At 65.6% G+C, this 19,690-nt stretch carries 12 protein-coding genes; 6 read left to right on the plus strand and 6 right to left on the minus strand.

Annotated features, from left to right (window positions below; all coding sequences use genetic code 11):
* The first annotated feature begins 82 nt into the window (after positions 1-82).
* Positions 83-889 carry a chromate resistance protein gene (locus O9320_06845; GenBank protein MCZ8310551.1) on the plus strand — a complete coding sequence of 269 codons (807 nt, stop codon included), beginning with the start codon at positions 83-85 and terminating at the stop codon, positions 887-889.
* Between the two features lie 7 nt (positions 890-896).
* On the opposite strand, the gene O9320_06850 is transcribed toward O9320_06845, so the two are convergent.
* Positions 897-1,826, minus strand: coding sequence for a DMT family transporter (locus O9320_06850; GenBank protein ID MCZ8310552.1), 930 nt, complete (start codon positions 1,824-1,826; stop codon positions 897-899).
* Positions 1,827-1,994: 168 nt separating this feature from the next.
* Between O9320_06850 and O9320_06855 the strand changes: the two genes are divergently transcribed.
* Complete coding sequence (locus O9320_06855) at positions 1,995-7,886, plus strand: PAS domain S-box protein (protein ID MCZ8310553.1); 5,892 nt, start codon at positions 1,995-1,997, stop codon at positions 7,884-7,886.
* Positions 7,887-7,909: 23 nt separating this feature from the next.
* A complete protein-coding gene (locus O9320_06860) occupies positions 7,910-8,734 on the plus strand; it encodes a response regulator (GenBank protein ID MCZ8310554.1) in 825 nt (274 codons plus the stop codon).
* Between the two features lie 12 nt (positions 8,735-8,746).
* Here O9320_06860 and O9320_06865 read toward each other — a convergent pair whose 3' ends face one another.
* Positions 8,747-9,556, minus strand: coding sequence for a transporter substrate-binding domain-containing protein (locus O9320_06865; protein MCZ8310555.1), 810 nt, complete (start codon positions 9,554-9,556; stop codon positions 8,747-8,749).
* 117 nt (positions 9,557-9,673) lie between these two features.
* Here O9320_06865 and O9320_06870 point away from each other — a divergent pair, with 117 nt between their 5' ends.
* A complete protein-coding gene (locus tag O9320_06870) occupies positions 9,674-10,501 on the plus strand; it encodes a class I SAM-dependent methyltransferase (protein MCZ8310556.1) in 828 nt (275 codons plus the stop codon).
* On the opposite strand, the gene O9320_06875 is transcribed toward O9320_06870, so the two are convergent.
* Together O9320_06875 and ggt are read right to left on the minus strand one after the other, a co-directional pair.
* Positions 10,498-11,463 (minus strand): 2-hydroxyacid dehydrogenase, encoded by a 966-nt coding sequence (locus O9320_06875; protein MCZ8310557.1) that lies wholly within the window; start codon positions 11,461-11,463, stop codon positions 10,498-10,500. The genes O9320_06870 and O9320_06875 overlap by 4 nt on opposite strands.
* A 3-nt stretch (positions 11,464-11,466) precedes the next feature.
* Complete coding sequence (gene ggt / locus O9320_06880) at positions 11,467-13,119, minus strand: gamma-glutamyltransferase (GenBank protein MCZ8310558.1); 1,653 nt, start codon at positions 13,117-13,119, stop codon at positions 11,467-11,469.
* Between the two features lie 93 nt (positions 13,120-13,212).
* Here ggt and O9320_06885 point away from each other — a divergent pair, with 93 nt between their 5' ends.
* Positions 13,213-14,397, plus strand: a complete 1,185-nt coding sequence (locus tag O9320_06885; GenBank protein MCZ8310559.1) for a CaiB/BaiF CoA-transferase family protein — start codon at positions 13,213-13,215, stop codon at positions 14,395-14,397.
* A 14-nt stretch (positions 14,398-14,411) separates the two neighbouring features.
* Entirely contained in the window at positions 14,412-15,197 is a 786-nt protein-coding gene (locus O9320_06890; GenBank protein MCZ8310560.1) for an enoyl-CoA hydratase, read from the plus strand.
* A 1-nt stretch (position 15,198) separates the two neighbouring features.
* Here O9320_06890 and O9320_06895 read toward each other — a convergent pair whose 3' ends face one another.
* On the minus strand, positions 15,199-15,645 hold the full coding sequence (locus tag O9320_06895) for a response regulator (protein ID MCZ8310561.1): 447 nt from the start codon (positions 15,643-15,645) through the stop codon (positions 15,199-15,201).
* Positions 15,642-19,679, minus strand: coding sequence for a PAS-domain containing protein (locus tag O9320_06900; protein ID MCZ8310562.1), 4,038 nt, complete (start codon positions 19,677-19,679; stop codon positions 15,642-15,644). The genes O9320_06895 and O9320_06900 overlap by 4 nt, the downstream gene beginning before the upstream one ends.
* Between the last annotated feature and the right edge of the window lie 11 nt (positions 19,680-19,690).

A 19,690-nucleotide genomic window follows, 5' to 3' on the forward strand; every position in this document is an offset into this window, starting at 1 on the left:
TTCGCGTTCGGGGGATCCGCAGGCCCCCCGTGAGACAAGACCGTCCAAGCTCTGCACAACTCGGTTTCCGAGGTGTGTCGCTATGGATGAAACGCTCCCGGCTCTTGCGCCTCAATTTCTCTATGCCCGACTTGGCACGGCCACCTGGCCGCTGCTGATCGACGTGCGCCGCGAGGCGCGCTACGCGGCCGACGACGCGCTGATCGCCGGTGCCGTACGCCGCGATCCCGAGACGATCGACGCCTGGATGCACGAAGTGCCGCCGAACCGTTCCGTCGTCGTCTATTGCGTGCACGGCCACGAGGTGAGCCAGAACGCGGCCGCAGCGCTGCGCGCCGTCGGTCGCGATGCCGCCTATCTCGAAGGCGGCATCGCCGAATGGTGCGAGCAGGGCCTGCCGACGCGGCAGCGGTCGGCGCCCAATTCGGGCAAATGGATCACGCGTGCGCGGCCCAAGATCGACCGTATTGCGTGCCCGTGGCTCGTGCGCCGCTTCGTGGATCCGCTGGCGACGTTTTTGTACGTGCCGACCGAAGCCGTTTTCGCCGTCGCGGCGAAAACCGACGCCATCGCTTTCGACATTCCGGGCGCCGAGCCGTTTTCGCACGACGGCGATCTGTGCTCGTTCGATGCCTTCATAAAAGTGTTCGGGCTGCGCGACGCCGCACTCGACCGGCTTGCGGCCATCGTGCGCGGCGCCGATACGGGGCATCTCGAACTTGCACCGCAAGCATCGGGCCTGCTCGCGATTTCGCTAGGCCTGTCGGCGGTGCATGCCGAGGACGACCACGCGATGCTCGACGCCGCCATGCCGGTCTACGACGCGCTGTACGCCTGGTGCCGCAACCTGCAGCACGAAACCCACAATTGGAAACCCGTGCCTGCGTGAGATCCCCTCAATCGGGGCGCGGATCGGGCGGGATCGGCGATTGGCGCACGGCGTTGCGGTGCAGCGTGTAGAGGGCCGCACCGACGATCAGGATCGAGCCCACGATCGTGGCGAGGCGCGGCGTTTCGTCGTAGAGCAAGTAGCCGACGGCCGCCATCAGCAGCAGACGCACATACTGCAAAGGTGCGATCGACGAGGCTTTACCGCTGCGGAACGCCGTCGTGAACAGCCACGTGCCGGCCGACAGCATCACGGCCATGATGGCGACGACCGCGAGCGCTTTGAGCGTGGGCGGAACCCAGAAATACCAGGCCAGCGGTGCTAGAAACGCGATCAGCACGATGCTCTGGAAAAAGATCACCGTCTCGGCCGTGTCGTAGCGCGAGCCGAAACGCAGCGTGGCGACCGATACCGCACCTGCGGCCGAGCCCGCCAGGGCAAGCAGCGCGTAGAACTCGATCGGCCCCGAAAAAGGCTGCAGCATTACGCCCACGCCCGCGAAGCCGACGGCCGTTGCTGTCCAGCGCCGCCAGCCCACTTTTTCGCCGAGAAAAATCGCCGCGAGAGCCGTGATGAACAGCACCTCGGACATTTGGATCGCCGTCACGTCGGCGAACGGGATGTAGATCACGGCCGTGTTGCCGCAGACCATCGCCACGATCGCCGCACAGCCGCGCAGCAGATGCAGGCGCAGGCCCTGCGGATGCAGGATGGCGCTGCGATGGCGCCAGAACAGCGGCGCCATGATCGCCATCGACATTAATTGGCGAATAAACAGGATCACGACGATGGGCAGCATCTCGGCCGCCACACGGATCAACACGCCGGTCGCGGTGAAGACGCACATCGCCGCCAGCATCAGCAGCGAGGCCGAGAGATCGGGCGGCAAAAGCCGGAAATCGCGCCGCAACTTCGACAGCAGCGCGGTCGGCAGCATGGACAAGAGCATTCCCCCAGAGCGTTCGCGCAATGATGCGCCCAATCTCGGCCCGGCAACAAGCCTTGTTCCAGAAAAATGCAGGATGATTTTCTTGTATTGGTTTGTCTTTTGACTTTATGACCGACGCCAAACTACTCTTTTGGTTCAAGCTTTGGTCCCAAACGCATGAAAATACGTTCAGTCTCGGTGCGGATCGTCGCCGTCGTGGCGACTCTGTGCAGCCTCACCGGCCTTGCCGTGGCAAGCCTGTCGGCGGCGCAAACCTATCGCCAATTGCTGAGTGCGGCCGAACAGCGAGTCGAGGACATCCGCAACTCGGTGATGACCGGCATACGCAACGGCGTCGACGACACGGTCAACACGCTGCGCGTGGCAACCTTGAGCCCGGCAACGCGTGTGCAGTTCGCCGATCTTGCGGCAGCTTTTGCCGAACTTTCGCCCGACGCGCGCGCCGATCTCGTCTCACGCTATGCCGGCGACAATGCAGCACCTCTGGCGTTGCGCGCGGCCGTCGACTCGGTCGGAACGGACAGCGCCTACGACACGCTGCACAACGCCTACCATCGCCACTGGCTGCGCTTTGCCCAGGAAACGCGGGCACCCGATCTGCTCTTCGTCGATCGCGAAGGCACAGTGTTCTATTCGGTGCGTAAGCGCGAGGATTTCGGCGTCAATCTGCCCACCCTGCTGCCCGACTCGATCGCCGCACGCACCTTCGTGGCCGCCGTCGCGGGCAACCCGCCCTACGTGCCGGCCTTTTCCGACATCGCCTTCTATTCGCCCAACGGCAACGCACCGGCGGCCTTCGTCGGCCTGCCGATGGTGGACGGCTCGGGCGGCACCATCGGCGCCATTCTGATCCAGCTTGCCGACACGAATTTCGCGGCCGCCCTGCAGGCCGCGCCCGCCTTGGGCCAGACCGGCGAAGTACTGATCGTGGGCAGCGACTATGTCGTGCGCAACGAGCCACGCTTTGCCGAAGGGTCGGCCCTCGTGCGAAAGATCGTGACCGACGGAACGCGCCGCGCTCTGAACGGCGAAATCGCGCGGCTGCACTACTTAAATTACCGCGGCGAGACCGTGGTCTCCGCGATCGGCGCCATCGATCTCTACGGCGTGCGCTGGGGCATTCTTTCGACCAACGATCTCAGCGAGTTCCACGAGCAGATTTTCGACGTGCTGAAGGTCAATTTCGCGCTCGCGATCGTGCTGTCGCTGATCCTCGCCATCGTCGGCGCGTTTTTCGCCAAGAGCGTGGCCACACCGATCGTGTCGCTGACGGGCACGCTCGCGCAATTGTCGGGCGGCGACCACCGGGCGCAGATCCCCTTCACGGGCCGCGAAGACGAAATCGGCAAGCTCGCGCGCGGGCTCGTCACGTTCCGCGAAGCTTTGGTCGAAAGCGACCAGCTCACCACGCGCCTCAAAGAGGGCGAATCGCGCCTCGTAGGCCTGCTCGACAGCAGCCCGTCCGGCGCCTTGGTGGTCGGGCTCGAAGACCGGCTCGCGATCTTCGCAAGCGAGCGTGCCGCAGTCCTTCTCGGCAAGCCCAAGCGCGATCTCGTGGGCCAGCCCTTCGCGCTGCCGAGTGCCGAAGGCGGCCAGGATCTGCTCGATGCCGTGTTCGTGCGCCTGCGCCGCCAATCGGTCGCCCAGTCGATCGAGGGCATGGTGCAGCTCAGCGAAGAAGCCGTCGCCATCCTGCAGGTCTCGGCCGAACGCATCGAGTTCCACGACAAGCCGTGCGTGCTGCTGTGGATCTCCGACGTGACCGAGCAACGCGAATCGGAAGAGCGCGTGCGCCGCGAGCGCGCCAAGACGGACGCGATTTTCGAAGGCACGCCCGACCCGATGTTCATCGTCGACCGCGAGGGCCGCGTGCGCTTCGTGAACAGGCGCGCCGAAGAGCTGTTCAAGTACCGCCGCACCGATCTGCTCGACAAGCCGGTCGAATTGCTGATCCCACCGCGCTTCCAACGCGGGCATATCGGCCTGCGCCAAGCCTTCGCGGCCAAGCCCGAGAGCCGCGCCATGGGCCGCGGCCAAGAGCTCATCGCCATCGACGCGCTCGGGCGCGAGTTTCCGGTCGAAATCGCGCTCAATCCAGTGCCGGGCGAGGACCTGCTGGCGGCCTCGGTGCGCGACATTTCCGAGCGGCGTGCGGCCGAAGCCGAACTGCGCCGCATCCAATACGCGCTCGAAAACGCGCCCGACGCGATCGTGTGGTTCGACCGCACGGGCAACCTCGCCGAGGCCAACACCCACGCCGAAAAGCTGTTCGACCTGCCGCGCGGCAAGCTTGCGGGCCGCAATGCCAAAGGGCTGTTCGAGGGCATCGATGCGCGCATCTGGGAAATCGTCTGGCAGGCCGTCTCGACACGCAAAGTGGACGATCCGGCCGAGCAGATGCTGATCCGCGCCGACGGCACGTTGGTGCCGGTCGAGACGCTCTCCAAATACATATCCTTCGGCGGCAAAGAGTTCATTTTGACGTTCTTGCGCGACGTCTCAACACGGCGTGCCGCCGAGGCCGAGATGCGGCGCATCCAGTACGCGCTCGAAAACGCGCCAGACGCGATCTTCTGGGTCGATCGCAGCGGCCATTACGTGGCGGCCAACGCCAATACCGAAGCGCTGTTCGGCGCCAAACGCGCCGACATCGTCGGCAAGCAGGCGGCCACCTACGTGCAGGGCGTCGACGAGGCGATGTGGGCGCGCATCTGGGACAAGGTCTCGACGCGCAAGACCGACCGACCGGTCGAGCAGGTGGTACTGCGCCCCGACGGAACGTCGATCGACGTCGAAACACTGTCGAAATTCATTTCATTCGGCGGCACGGAATTCGTCATCGTGTTCATGCGCGACATCGCCGAGCGCAAGCGCGCCAAGGCCGAGCTCGACGCCACGCTCAAGAGCCTCGAGCTCGAGCGCGCCTTGCTCAAATCGATCTTCGATTCGATCCCCGACATTATCTTCGCCAAGGATCTCGACGGCATCTACACGATCGGCAACGAAAAATTCGCCGAACTGTTCGGGCGCCCGTCCAAAGACATTGTCGGCAAATCGGACTACGACATTTTCCCGAAGGAGCTTGCCGACTTCTTCCGCGAAAAGGACAAAATCGCCCTTTCGGCCGGCGAGGCGCAGCGCAACGAAGAAGAAGTGGCCTATCCCGACGGGCGCAAGGCGCTGCTCGACACGCAGAAGACGGCGATCAAAGCGCCGGACGGCACCGTGCTGGGGCTGCTCGGCGTGGCGCGCGACATCACCGAGCGCAAGGCCGCCGAAAAGGCGATGGCCGACCAGCGCGTGGCGCTGCAGAATATCCTCGACAACAGCCCGATGGGAACGGCCTTCACGCTGAAGAGCCGCTTCCACTACATGAACCCCGAATTCGAAAAAGCCTTCGACGCGCGGCCGGGCGACGACGCCTCGACCATCTACGCCAATCCCGAGGACCGCGACGCGCTGATCGCCGACCTCAAGAACGGCGTTTCGGTGCGCAATCGCGAGATGGTGCTGGTCGGTAAAAGCGGCGAGAAGCGGCCCTTCCTCGTGACCTTCATGCCGTTCGTGCACGAGGGCGAAGAAGGCGTGATGGGCTGGCTGCTCGACATCTCGGACCGCAAGGCCGCCGAAGACAAGATCAAGCGCGCCAATTTCCTGTCGGACATCGCGCTCGAACTGACCGATAGCGGCCATTGGTACGTGGATTACAGCGACCCCGACCATTATTATCAGTCCGAACGTGCCGCGCGCATCCTGGGCGAGCCGATCAAGCAAGACGGGCGCTACCATCTCGTCGAAGAATGGTTCGCGCGCCTGCTTGAGGCCGATCCTGCGATCGCAGCCGACGTGAGTGCGCGCTACCAAGGGGCAGTCGACGGCAAATACGCCCAATACGACGCGACCTATCCCTACAAGCGGCCGACCGACGGCAAGATCGTGTGGGTGCATGCAGCCGGCAAGCTCGTGCGCGAGGAGGATTCGGGCAAGCTGCAATTCATGTACGGCGCCTACCAGGACATCACGGCCCAGAAACACGCCGAGGCCGAATTGCAGCACGCCAAGGAAGCGGCCGAGGAAGCGACCAAGGCCAAATCGAGCTTCCTTGCGACGATGAGCCACGAAATCCGCACGCCGATGAACGGCGTGATGTCGATGGCCGAAATGCTCGAGCAGACCGACCTCAGCGCCGACCAGCGCGAGATGTCGAAGGTCATCCGCGCCTCGGCCGAATCGCTGATGACGATCCTCAACGACATTCTCGATTTCTCGAAGATCGAAGCCGGCCGCATCGAATTCGAACGGCTGCCGATCGATGTCGGCGACGTTGTGGAAGAGGCGGCCGAACTCATCGCGGCGCGCGCCGACGAAAAGGGGCTCGACCTCGTCGTCGATCTCGATCCGGCCCTGCCCTCGCAGATCGCGGGCGATCCCACGCGCATCCGCCAGATCGTGCTCAACTATCTGTCGAATGCGGTCAAGTTCACGGAGCGCGGGGCAGTCGTGGCGTCGGTCGCACTGCTGAACCAGCCGCTCGGCGGCAAACCTGCGCGCATCGCGATCGAAGTGCGCGATTCCGGTATCGGCATGACGCCAGACCAGACCGCCAAACTCTTCCGCGCCTTCACGCAAGCCGATTCCTCGACCTCGCGCAAATTCGGCGGCACGGGTCTCGGCCTGTCGATCAGCCAGCGCTTGGCCGAGATGATGGGCGGCGAAGTGGGCGTGCGCTCCACGCCCGGCGAGGGCTCGACCTTCTGGTTCCATCTGCCCGCCGACATTCTCGAAAAAGCGCCTTCGCGCCCGACCGTGGACATCTCCGACGCCAAAGTCGTGGCATTCGGCTTCGACGGGGCCGCGCGCCAAGCGCTCGAACATGTGCTGCGTACGGCCGGCATCGCCATTCCGCCGCAGCACGATCTCGAAACCGAGATCGACGGCGACATTGCGGCGTTGCCCAAAGATGCGCTGCCGATCGTGCTGCTGCGTGGGGCGTCGAGCGAAGCCATCGAGCTTTCGCGCCGCTTGACGCAAGCGCATCCCGAAGCGCGCGCCATTCTGGCGGCCCCGCGCACGCTGGCCTCGACGCTCAAAGCGGCCCCCGAGGCAGGCGCGTTCGACGCCATCACCATGCCGCTGCGCCGCCAGCGCGTGTGGCTTGCCATCGCCGCCGCCCTCGACCGCGCCAGCCTCGACCAGGCGCGTGCGGCGACCACGACCAGCGACGGCAACTTCCTGCCGCCCGCGCTCGAGGCGGCACGCGCGGCGAACGTCGCAGTACTCGTCGCCGAAGACAACAAGACGAACCAATACGTGATCAAGCGCGTGCTCGACCGCGCGGGCTTCGCCTCGCGCTTTGCGTTCAACGGCGTGGAAGCGCTGAAGATCATGGATGCCGAGCCCGGCTACGGGATGCTGCTGACCGATTACCACATGCCCGAAATGGACGGCATGGTGCTGACGCGCACCTTGCGCGCACGCGAAGCGGCGGCCGGTGCGCGCCGCATGCCGATCATCGTGCTGACGGCCGACGCATTGCCCGAGACTGGCAAGCTCGTGTCGGATGCGGGCGGCGACGACTATCTGACAAAGCCGATGCGCTACGAGATCGTGCGTGCCGCCCTCGAGCGCTGGCTGCCCGCCGGCATGGGCTTGCGCAAAAACGCCTCGAGCCGTGCGGATGAAGCCGCACCAACTGCGGCCACCGCCGCGCCCGAAGCCCCGCCTATCGACCGCGCGGTGCTCGAAGACCAGCTCGGCTCGAAGAGCGACGACGACATCCGGGCGGCCCTGCAGTTCTTCTGGGAATCCTCGAGCCAGGGACCCGCCGATCTTGACGCGGCCCTTGCGACCGGCGACGCCAAGGCCGTGCGCGAAGCCGCCCACGCGATCAAGGGTACGACGGCATCGGTTGGGGCCGCATGGCTCGCCGATCTGTGCCGCGAGGCCGAAGATGGTGCTCGAGCGGGCGATCTTGCGCGCGTACGCGCAGTTTCGCCGCAGATTCACGCTGGCTTTGCCCGCCTCGGCCGCTATATTTCCACCTTCTGAGCACAAGACATGCGAGGACAAGCATGAGTGGCACTTTCGACCGGCCTTTGACCGGCATGCGCGTCCTGGTGATCGACGACCAGAAATTCATCCGCGGCATGATCGCCCAAGGCCTCAAAGGCTTCGGCGCCCAGGTCGTCGAAGCGAGCGACGGGTTCGAGGGGCTCTCGATCCTCGGGCTCGGCGAGGAGATGGCGGGCGGCAGTGCGCTTGACGCGATGAAACAGCAGCGCCCGGACATGTTCCAGAGCAGCGGCATGCATGGGCGCCAGAACATCGACTGCATCGTGACCGACATCCGCATGCTGCCGATGAACGGGCTCGAAATGCTGAAGGCCATCCGCGCCGGTTTCACGGTCGCCAAGCGCGACATCCCGGTCGTGATCATGTCCGCGCATTCGGACGAAGCGCTGATCGGGGCCGCGATCGCGCTCGACGCGCACGGTTTCGTCTCGAAGCCCGTAAGTCAGAAGGCGATCGCCGACCGGCTGATCCGCGCGCGCAAAGTCGCGATGCCGCTCAAACCCGCCGAAGTCTACCGCATGCTGATCATCCCCGAACTCGACGCGGCAATGATCGAAACCGACGTCGGGCGGCTTGCCGAAAGCGTGGTCGCCGTCATCCGGGCGGGCGACGTTGCCGCCGCGACGGGCCAGCGCGCGATTTCGGTTCCGCTCGCCGAGCTGATGATCGGCGATGCGCTGGCCGAGAATCTCACGACGGCGGCCGGGCGCTTGGTCGCCCCCTCGGGCACCAACGTGACCGAAGTGCTGCTGTCGGCCTTGCGCGACCTGTCGGCGGTAATCGAGCTCAAGCCCGCCGTGATGGTCCGCCGCAAAGTCGTGTGAAGCTGCTGCCGCTCAGGCGGCCGACAGCCATTTGGTTTCGAGCGTTTTGAAGAACCCGGCCGCCGTCTTGGCCTGCACCCAAGCGTTGACGTAGGCGCGCCATTCCGGCTCGTCGGGCGGCAGACCAAAAGCACCCGGGCGGCGATCGCGCGGATCGCGCGCGGCGTCGGTCAGCACGAGCTGGCGATTGCGCTTGACGAGCATTGCGGCATCGACATTGCTCGTCAAAGTAAGATCGGCAAGACCGTCGAGAACCTCGCGATAGCCGGTCGAAGGGGCGGCCAAAGCGCGCACATTGGCGCGCGGAAAGTGGCGCTTGGCAGCTTCCTCGAACGCCGTTCCGGCGGTCACGGCCACGCGCACGCCGGGCGCGTTCATGTCGTCCCAGCTTTTGAGGCGCAAGGCCGCAAGGCGCGAGACGACCGGCACGCTCGAAAATTCGAAATAAGGATCAGCGAAGGCGATCTGCGCTTCGCGCGCGGGCGTCACGGATGCGCCCGAGAATATGTCGAACCGGTTGTCGCGCAAGGCCGCCACGAAGCGCCCCCATTCGGTCGCGACCCATTCGACGCGCACGCCGATGTCGGCGGCGAACTGCGCCATCGCGTCGATGTCGAGGCCGCGATATTCGGCTGCACCTGCGATGCGGAAACTCATCGGCTCGAAATCGCCGGTGGTGCCCACGCGCAACGTGCCGCGCGCGCGGATTGCCTGCAAGCGCGCACCCGAAGCTTGGCCACCCCCCGATTGGCCAAAAGCCGCAGGCGCCCCCAGCGCCAACAACCCGGCACTGCTGCCGAAAATGAAATTTCGCCGTTCCATGCTCACCTGCTTCGCAGTTCTACTCTGGGATAACGCAGGCGATTGCCGCGCACAAGGCTGCCGACATTGCAGCAGGGTTGCCGCTGCACTAACGTCGCGCCAAACGGGAGTGAAGTCGTGACGAGCGTCAACCAGCCGCAGATCGATCTTTGGGATGGCCGTGTGGGCGCCAAATGGGCGGCGATGCACGAAGCGCTCGACGCCATGTTCGCACCGGCCGCCGAGTTTCTCGCCGCGCGCGTGGTCCCGGTTGCGGGCTTACGCGTGCTCGATATCGGCTGCGGCAACGGCGATCTGTGCGCGCGCCTGCTCGCCCAAGGGGCAGACATGACCGGCATCGACGTATCGCACGCGATGCTGGCAGTCGCGGCCGCCCGCACGCACGGCAAAGCAGCACTGGTGCGCGCCGACATCGCCGATTGGCGAGCACCCGTTCCGTTCGATCTCGCGGTGTCGCAGTTCGGGCTCATGTTTTTCGCCGACCCGGTCGCCGCCCTTGCCGCAATCGCCGCCACGCTACGGCCGCAAGCGCGACTGGTTTTCACCTGCTGGCGTGGGATGGCTGAGAACGACTGGGCCGCAATCCCGCTGGCGGCAGTCGCCGATCTGCTGCCGCCATCGGCGCCGCTCAATCCAAAAGCGCCGGGACCGTTTTCGTTCGCCGACCCGGCCCATGTCGAAAAAATACTGACGGGGGCGGGCTTTGCCGGGATCTCGATCGCGGCGCACGATTTCGACGTTTGTTTTGCGGCAACGGGCGGCGTTGCGGCCGCAGTCGATTTGGCATTGCAGATCGGCCCTGCGAGTTCGGCCCTTGGGGGCACCGACAAAACTGTGCGCGCGGCGGCGGCCGAACGCCTGCACGCCGCCTTGGGCCGCCACGAAAAGAACGGGGCCGTCGCGCTCGGCGGTGCGATCTGGCTTGTCGAAGCCTCGCGCGCCTAAACCACCACGTCGCCTTGCGGCAGCGGCAGTCCGCGCGATACGGCTTGGATATTGGCGAACATGCGCTTGACGGTGGGGGCGAAACTGTCGGCCGTCATCGCCGCGATGTGCGGCGTGATCACGAGATTGTCGAGCCCGTAGAGAATACTGTCGGCCGGCAAGGGTTCGACGGAGAACACGTCCATGCCGGCGGCGTGGATGATACCTTCGCGCAAGGCGCGTACGAGATCGGCCTCGACCACCACGCCGCCGCGCGCGACGTTGATCAGGATCGCCGTGCGTTTCATCGTCGAGAGCGCGGCAAAATCGATCATGTTCGCAGTCTGCGGCGTGAGCGGGCAATGCAGGCACACGACGTCGCTGGCGCTGAGGAGTTCTGGCAAGCCTACGAACCGCCCGCCGGTGGCGGCTTCGATTTCGGCATTCGCGCGATTGCGCTGCGTGTAGAGGATCGTGCAGCCGAACCCCGCCAGCAGTTTTGCCACAGTCTGGCCGATGGCGCCGAAGCCGACGAGACCGACGGTCTTTTTCGACAGCATGAAATTGTCGCGCGGCAAGCGACCGCCGCGCCACTCGCCGCGCTGCAGATGCAGATGCCCGAACGCGATATGGCGCAAAGTCGCAAGGATCAGCCCCAGCGTGAATTCCGCGACCGAAACGGCGTTTGAGCCCGTCGTGCGCGCGACCTTGATGCCGAGTTCGCGGGCGGTTTCGATGTCGAGATTGTCCACGCCCACGCCCCATTTGTGCAGGAGCTTGAGCTTTTTGGCGGCGCGCAGAACGTCGCCCGTGACCGCCAACTGGCCGGAAATCGCATAGTCCGCATCGGCAAGGATTTCCTTGAGATGGTCGTCGCCCCGCGCCGTCCCGTGCGTCAGCACAAAACCTTCGGGCAGCAAAGCGCGCAGACGCGCCGCACTCGCATCGCTCAACATATCGACGACGACGATTTTTTCGGCCATTGGCTACACCGTGAAACGCACGCCCGGGCGCGCAAGACCGCCCGAAACGGCCACCGGCGTACCGTCCGCGCGCCAGCACGCCGCCCCCGTAAGCATGCCGTCTTCTTCGAAGCGCACACAACCCATTCCGCCCGCGATGCGCTTGACGCGCTGGATGCGATGGCCGCGACGCGCCAGCTCTTCGGCGACCGGCTCGGCAATGCCGAGCTCGATCTCAAGCACGCCGCCCTCAGTCCAGATGCGCGGCGCTTCGACGGCTTCCTGGGCGCTCATGCCGTGGTCGATCAGATTGACGATCGCCTGCATCGCCGACGGGAAGATGCGCAAGCCGCCCGGCAAGCCCAACGCAAAAACCGGCTTGCCGTTGCGTTTGACGATCGTCGGCGCCATCGAGGTGTAGACGCGTTTGCCCGGTTCGATCGACAGCGCGTTGCCCGGATGCGGATCGAAATTGTGCATGTAGTCGTTGGCGGCGAGCCCCGTGCCCGGAATCGCCACGCAAGCGCCGAACACGCCGTTCAGCGTCTGCGTGCTCGCCACGATGTTGCCGAACGCGTCGGCGACCGTCACATGCGTGGTGTTGGCGGATTCGCCGGCGGCCAAACCCGGGCCCCAATCTCGCGTGCGCTCGAGCTTGAGATCGCGCCCGCGCGTCGCCGCGTAATCCTTCGAGACGATCCGCGCGACCGGCACGTCGACGAAGGCCGGATCGGCGGTGGCGACCGCGCGATCCGCAAAAGCGATGCGCATGACTTCGGCCAATAGATGCGTGGCATCGGCCGAGCCGAAGCCCATTTTTTGGAGATCGTATGGCTCGAGCAGATTGAGCATCTGCGCCACATGAACGCCCGCCGAAGACGGCGGCGGCGGGCCGACGATTTCGTAGCCGCGATAGCTTCCCGCGACCGGTGCGCGCTCGATCGGTCGGTACGCGGCTAAATCCTGCGCATCGACCAAACCGCCATTGGCGGCCATGTAGGCGACAAGTGCCTGGCCGAGCGGCCCGTCGTAAAGGGCTGCAGGGCCTTGCTCGGCGACCATACGCAGGCTTGCCGCCATATCGGCGCGCACCACGCGCGCACCGGCCGCCAAGGGCGCACCGCCCGGCAAGAAAGTCGCCGCATAGGTGGGATCGTGGGCAAGATGCGGTGCCATGTCGGCCACGCAATCGGCCAGATACGACGTGGCGCGAAAGCCCGTCGCAGCAAAACGGATCGCGGGAGCGACCGCTTCGGCCAGCGGCATCGTGCCGTATTTGTCGAGGGCCAAACACCAACCCGCCAAAGCGCCCGGAACAGCCACGGCAAGCGGGCCGAATTCGTTGGCGCGGCCTTTGGTGTCGCGCCGTTTGGCAAGCTCGGTCGAAACGGGTTCGTACATGTCGGGCCGCGCTTTGCGCGGTGCAGTCCCGAGCGCATCGATCACGCGATGGCTGCCGTCGGCAAGCCTTATATGCGCAAGGCCGCCGCCGAGCGGGCCCACCATCATCGGCTCGACCACGCTCAGCGCAAACAATGCCGTGACGGCCGCGTCGATCGCGTTGCCGCCGGCAAGCAGACATTCGGCTGCGGCGGCCGAGGCCAGCGGATGGTTCGTGACGACCATGCCGCGCGAGCCCATGGCCGGGCGCTTTTCGCAGACAAAATCCACGCCCATGGCCAACTCCCTCGCGTTTGACTTCCCCGCCGATCGACCGCAGCTTAGGCACAAGCAACGATACGGTCAAAACCGGGGAGAGACGATTCCGACATGCCAGCAGCCGAAGCCTCATCAGCCCTCAAACGCTTCACCGTTCTCGACCTCACGCGCGTGCGCGCAGGCCCCGCCTGCGTGCGCCAGCTGGCCGATTGGGGTGCCAATGTCGTGAAGATCGAACTGCCGCTGCATATGGAAGACGGCGACCCGATGGGATCGGCGCGCGACGGGGCGGATTTCATGAATCTGCACCGCAACAAGCGCAGCCTCACGCTCGATCTCAAAGCGCCCGCAGGCGTGGCGCTGTTCCGCCGGCTTGTTGCCAAAGCCGATGTCGTCGTCGAAAACTTCCGGCCCGACGTCAAAGACCGGCTCGGCATTGCCTACGACGATCTCAAGGCGATCAATCCGCGCATCGTCTATGGTAGCATTTCGGGCTTCGGACAGGACGGGCCCTATGCGACGCGCCCCGGCTTCGACCAGATCGCACAAGGCATGGGCGGGCTCATGTCGGTGACCGGCCTGCCGGGGCAAGGCCCGCTGCGCACCGGAATTCCGCTGGCCGATCTCACGGCGGGCCTGTTTTGCGCGCTTGGGATCCTCACAGCCCTGCTCGAACGCGAGGTTTCGGGCCAAGGCCAATGGGTGCAAACGTCGCTGTTGCAAGCACAGGCCTTCATGCTCGATTTCCAGGCCGCGCGCTATCTCGTGGCGGGCGAAGTGGCGGGCCAAGCCGGCAACAACCATCCGACCATCATCCCGACCGGCGTGTTCCAGACACGCGACGGATATCTCAATCTCGCCACGACCGGCCAGGCGATCTGGGAGCGCTGCGCGCAGGCGATGGATCTCGGCGGCTTGATCGCCGAGCCCGCCTACGCCACGCCCGAGCTGCGTTCGGCCAATCGCGACGCGCTCAATGCGGCCCTGCAAACACGCTTTCGTGATCTCGACACAGCCCAATGGATCGCGAAGCTCAACGAAGCCGGCGTGCCGTGCGGGCCGATCTACCGGATCGACGAAATGTTCGCCGATCCGCAGATCCAGCATTTGGGCGTGGCCCAGCATGTGGCCGACAGCGATCTTCGGCTGATGGGGCAGCCTGTGGCCCTAAGCCGCAGCCCAAGCCGCCTTGCGAGCGCCCCGCCGCCGCGCGGCGGCCACAGCGATGAGATTTTGGCCGAATTCGGCTTGGCTGCCGCCGAGATTGCGGCCCTCAAAAAAGCCGGCACGATCTGAGGAGCGAATAAGACATGACCGAGCGAATTTTGGCGCGCAAAGACGGCCGCATTGGAATCCTCACATTCAACAATCCCGAGAAACGCAACGCCCTGTCGCTCGAGATGTGGCAGCGCATGGGCGAAATTCTCGACGCGTTTGCGGCCGACGCCGATTTGCGCGTCGTGGTGCTGACGGGAGCGGGCGACAAGGCATTTGTGTCGGGCGCGGACATCTCGAAATTCGCCAGCGAGCGCGCATCGGCCGAAGCGGCGGTCGTCTACAACGAGACCGTCGATCGGGTCTGCGAGCGTCTCTACGCGTTCCCGAAACCGACCATCGCGATGATCAACGGCTTCTGCATGGGCGGCGGGCTCGCGATCGCGGTCTCTTGCGACATGCGCGTGGCAAGCTCCGAAGCCGTTTTTGCGCTGCCGGCCGCGAAGCTCGGCCTTGGCTACGGCTATGCGGGCTTGCGCCGCTGCATCGAAACGATCGGCCCTGCCGCCACGAAGGAAATCTTTTTCACTGCCCGCCGCTTCGGCTGCGAGGAAGCGCTGCACTGGGGCCTTCTCAACCGCGCTGTCGCCCCCGAAGCGCTCGCGGCAACGGTCATGGAGATCGCAACCACGATCGCCGACAACGCGCCGCTGACCGTCGCGGCCGTCAAACGCATCGCAGTCGAGATCCTGAAAGATCCGGATTCGCGCGACATGGCCGCCTGCGAAGAAATGGTCGCCGCATGTTTTGCCAGCGACGACTACAAAGAAGGCCGTGCGGCTTTTCTCGAAAAGCGCAAACCGCACTTTCGCGGCCGATAGCTCACGAAGGGGGCAACAGCCCCGCCGTTGCGGCGAGCTTGCGCACGGCTTGCACGAGTTCGCTCGGCAAAAATGGTTTCGAGATCGCCGCATTGGCGCCAAGCCGCACCGACATGCCGAGGAAATCCGAGCGCTGTCCGGCAATGCCGCCCGACACGACGAGGATCGGCATGAAGGCGAAGCGGTCGCGCAGGCTGCGGATCGTTTCCATGCCCTCTTTTTCCGGCATGAACAGATCGGTCACCACGATGTCGACCGGCTGCGCCAGCGCTATCTTGAGGCCGACCGCGCCGTTTTCTGCCGATAGCGTCTGGAAGCCTGCGCGCTCGAGCGCTTCGACCATGACGTCGCGGAAGAACGGATCGTCTTCGATGACGAGCACGACGAGGGGCTTCGACTTGTCCCCGGCGATTCGGGGCGCGGCATTGTGCGGGTCCACGTTTGTCATCCTTCGGTTCTCGTATCGATAGTCTGGGCCGCGAAGCTGCGGAAATGCTGCGCACGCAGGCTGAACGTGGCGATCGCGTCGCGCAGCGTCTCGGGCGAAGCGTCGAATGCGATGCGCTCAAGCGTTTCGGCGGCTTCGCCGAGGCCCGCCGCACCGACCATGCGCGACGAGCTTTTGAGGGCGTGGCCGAGGGCTGCGACCTTAACCACATCGCCGGCCGCAAGGGCCTGGTGGAGCGAACGCATTTCGGGCTCTAGGGTTGCCGCGAAGCGCCCGATCAAGGTTGCGGCAAAGCCCGCACCGCCGTCGGCTTCCAGCGTGCCGATGCGCGCGCGATCGATCCACGTGGCCGGGTCTGCGGCCGGTGCAGCCGGTTGCGGCGGCGTACGCGCAGCCCGCACGAGTGCGGAATCGGCCAAGGCTTCGCAAAGTTCGGCCGCACCGACGGGCTTCGTCAGAAACCGGTCCATGCCGGCGCGCAGACAGGCGTTGCGGTCGGCGGTGAAAGCGTTGGCCGTCAACGCAACGATCAGAGCGCCCTTGTTCGGGCCACTGCCGGCGCGGATTTCGCGCGTCGCGGCAAGTCCATCGATACCCGGCATCTGGACGTCCATCAGAATCGCGTCGTAGCGACGCCGGGCGGCGGCTGCGACCGCTTTGGCACCGTCGCCGACCGCGTCGACCTTGGCGCCCATCTGCTCGAGGATGCGCACGATGCCGTAGCGGTTGACCTCGTTGTCTTCGGCAAGCAGCAGCCAAGCGCCGTCGAGCCGTTCGGGCGGCGGCGGTACGGCAAGGCCGGACGCGGCCCCGACAAACGGCGGCAACGGCAGCACAAGGCGGAATGTGGCACCCCGCCCCGCGTCGCTTTCGACCGTGAGCTCTCCCGCCATGGCGATCGCAAGGCGGCGGCTGATCGCCAAGCCCAGGCCAGACCCTTCGTGGCGCCGCGCGCTGGACGAATCGACCTGGGCGAAGTCCTCGAACAGATGCGTCTGCGCGTCGCGTGCGATGCCGGGTCCGGTATCGGTCACGGCGAAGGTCACGAAGTCGCCCGCTGCCGACACCGCGACCGAGACGCGGCCGGCCATCGTGAACTTGATCGCGTTGCCGACGAGGTTGGTGAGAATCTGGCGGATGCGTACCGCGTCGCCCACGCGCACGCCGCGCGCGGAATCCGCGATCGAGACGTCGAGTTCCAGACCCTTTTTATGCGCCGTCGCGTCGAGCGGATGGATCGAATCGTTCGTCAGCAACGCCAGGTCGAACGGGTGGCGATTGAGGGTGATATCGGAAATCTCGAGCTTCGAGAGATCGAGAATGTTGCCGACCACGCTGATGAGGTGCTTGGCCGATCCGCGTGCATAGGAGACCTGCCGGCGCCCTTCTTCGTCGAGAGCGCCCTCGTCGAGCAAACCCAGCATCGACACGATGCCGGCAAGCGGCGTGCGCAACTCGTGGCTCATGTTGGCAAGGAAGCGCGTTTTGGCTTCGCTGGCGGCTTCCGCGGCGCGCTTGGCTTCTTCGAGCTCGGCCTGATAGGCCTTCTGGTCGGTCACGTCGCGCACGATGTTGAGCGAGCCGCCGGCCGCGACCGGGATGCGCGAGACGTGAATGATGCGGCCTTCGATCGAAAGTTCGAAGGTCCGCCCGTTGCCCTCGGCGAACGAGCTGCGGCGCTCGGCGATCGCCTCGTCGATCTCTTCTTGCGTACGCGCGCCGTCGGCGCGCTCGAGGGCCGCGCGCGGAATGTGGGAATAGTCGAGCCCCGGCGCAAGGATGCCTTCCAGCCACGGGCAGATTTCCAAAAGGCGCGCGTTCCACGAAACGAGGCGCTCGTTGGCGTCGTAGATGAGAATGCCCTCGCGCATCGCGTTGATGGCGCTCGCAAGCGTTTCGCGGTCGCGCTCGGCCGCACGGCGCAGCGTTTCGAGATCGGTGTAGTCGAGTACGGTTCCGAGCGCCTGCACGCCGCCAGCACCGCTTTTGCGCGTGATCAAGCGCTGCGAGCGGACGTAGCGCACGCTGCCGTCGGGGTGGACGGCGCGGTAGTTGCGCACATGGCGGCCGTCGGCAAGCTCCAGCGAATCTTCGATAGTGTCCCTGTCCTCGGGATGCAGACAGGCGCGCCAGGCAGCAACGCTCGGCTCGACATCCGGTGAAATGCCCCAGATCTCGCGTGCCCGCGCGCTCCAATAGTCGCGCCCGTCGACAGTGCGTTCCCACCAGCCGAGATTGGCCGTCTCGAGCGCAAGGGCCAGCCGCGCCTCGGACGCGTGCAGCACCTCGTTGGCGCGGCGCAGCTGCTCGGTCGCGCGCCGTTCTTCCGTCACGTCGCGATACACGTACATGATGCCGCCGTCGGGAAGCAGCGTGCGCCGAATGACGACCGTGCGGTCGCCGACCGCCAGCTCTTCTTCGTGCATGTGCGGCTGGCGATGGGCTGCAATACGCGCTGCCGCCTTGGCGGCGCGCGCGGCCGGCGAAAGTGCGGGCTCGCGGATCTCGAGCGCGCGCAGCGTGATCTCCTGGATGCTCATGCCCTCGCGCGCGAAGTCCTCCGGCAGACCGAGCTTGGCCACGAACTGCGCATTCCATTTCAGCATGCGGTCCTGGGCGTCGAACAGCACCAGCCCCTCGCGCATCGCGTCCATGGCGTTGCGCAGATGGCCGTGCGCGACGGTGGCGACCGCAAGATTGCGTTCGGCTGCGGACTTGGCGGCGGCGAGATTGGCGAGCTGCTCGCGTTCGCGCGTTACGTCCGTTTGGATCGCGATGAAATGCGTGAGTTCGCCCAGTTCGTCGCGCACCGGCGACAGCCGCACGCGCTGCCAATAGGCCTCGCCGGCTTTGTTGTAGTTCAGGATCTCGACGTCGCAGCTGCGCTGTACGGCAATCGCGTGGCGCAGCGTTTCGATTGCCGCAGGATCGGTGCCGGGCCCCTGCAGCATCGCGCCCGGCCGCTGGCCAAGAATCTCGGACGCTTTGTAGCCGCTCTGCCGCTCGAAAGCCGCATTGACCCACAGGGCGCGACCCGCGAGGTCGGAAATGACGATCGATTCGCCGGTGTTCTCGACGACGGCCGCCTGCAGCGCAAGCCGGTCCATCAGGCGCCCGCGCAATTTGTCGGCGCGATGTGCAAGAGCCGCAAATGCAATGACCAACGCCGCAAAGGCCGTTGCAGCAATCGTGATTCGGTTGCGCTCGGCGCGCCACGCGGCGAGGCCCGCATCGAGATCGAGCGTCGCGACCAGCACCAAGGCGCGATTGCGCAGCGCATGGACGGCGACGGCACTTTGCGCGCTGCTGCCGCGCCAGGCGCCGACCATGGGCTGGCTGTCGGGCTCGAGCAAGGTTGCGGGCAGCTTCGGGCGCTCTTGCCCCATGCCGAATTCATCGTGCGGTGCGGCGGCGATCAGATGGCCGTCGCGCAGCTCGATCGACATGCGCCGTTCGAGTCGAGCGCGGTCGACGATCAACTCGGACAGCACGCGAATCTCGACTTCGCCAACCGCGAGTGCTTCGCCCACGCCCGTGATTTGGACCGTGCGGCCGACCAGCGTGACCCACTCGCCCGTAATCCGGTTGCGCTGCGGCAAGGCGATGGCCGCCGCTTCGCCCGCCCCGCGCGTGAACGTGGCGAGCAGGTCGGCCAGCGTTTCCGGCGGGAGGCGTGCGGCGGCAGGCAAAGCCGACGCAAGCAGGCGGCCGTCGGTTGCGATGACGAATATGTCGCGCAGCAAATTCGACTGGTCCGCGAACAGCCGCAATTCGCGGCTCACGAGGGTTTGCCGCGCAGCGCCGTCGAGCGACCCCAGAATCAAGGGCACGCGGGCCAGCAGCGTTTCGGTCTGCAGCAATTCGCGGTCGATGCGCGCACCCGTGTTTGCCGCGATACTGGCGACCGAACTGCGAAGCGTGGCAATTGCTGCGGTCTGGCTGCGCACGAGAACGAGCGACGTCGTCGCCGCCAGCAGCGCGCACAAACCCAAGCCCACACCGAAAGCCAAAGTACGGCGGCGTTTTTTCGCCACGCGAGGCTCGT

Origin of the sequence: Magnetospirillum sp., from assembly GCA_027532905.1 — a bacterium.
Lineage (GTDB): Bacteria > Pseudomonadota > Alphaproteobacteria > CACIAM-22H2 > CACIAM-22H2 > Tagaea.

What these genes read in the sequence shown, in the direction of transcription:
- O9320_06845 (MCZ8310551.1), top strand. Translation starts at nt 83, where the DNA reads ATGGATGAAACGCTCCCGGCTCTTGCGCCTCAATTTCTCTATGCCCGA.
- O9320_06850 (MCZ8310552.1), bottom strand. Translation starts at nt 1,826, where the DNA reads ATGCTGCCGACCGCGCTGCTGTCGAAGTTGCGGCGCGATTTCCGGCTT.
- O9320_06855 (MCZ8310553.1), top strand. Translation starts at nt 1,995, where the DNA reads ATGAAAATACGTTCAGTCTCGGTGCGGATCGTCGCCGTCGTGGCGACT.
- O9320_06860 (MCZ8310554.1), top strand. Translation starts at nt 7,910, where the DNA reads ATGAGTGGCACTTTCGACCGGCCTTTGACCGGCATGCGCGTCCTGGTG.
- O9320_06865 (MCZ8310555.1), bottom strand. Translation starts at nt 9,556, where the DNA reads ATGGAACGGCGAAATTTCATTTTCGGCAGCAGTGCCGGGTTGTTGGCG.
- O9320_06875 (MCZ8310557.1), bottom strand. Translation starts at nt 11,463, where the DNA reads ATGGCCGAAAAAATCGTCGTCGTCGATATGTTGAGCGATGCGAGTGCG.
- ggt (MCZ8310558.1), bottom strand. Translation starts at nt 13,119, where the DNA reads ATGGGCGTGGATTTTGTCTGCGAAAAGCGCCCGGCCATGGGCTCGCGC.
- O9320_06885 (MCZ8310559.1), top strand. Translation starts at nt 13,213, where the DNA reads ATGCCAGCAGCCGAAGCCTCATCAGCCCTCAAACGCTTCACCGTTCTC.
- O9320_06890 (MCZ8310560.1), top strand. Translation starts at nt 14,412, where the DNA reads ATGACCGAGCGAATTTTGGCGCGCAAAGACGGCCGCATTGGAATCCTC.
- O9320_06895 (MCZ8310561.1), bottom strand. Translation starts at nt 15,645, where the DNA reads ATGACAAACGTGGACCCGCACAATGCCGCGCCCCGAATCGCCGGGGAC.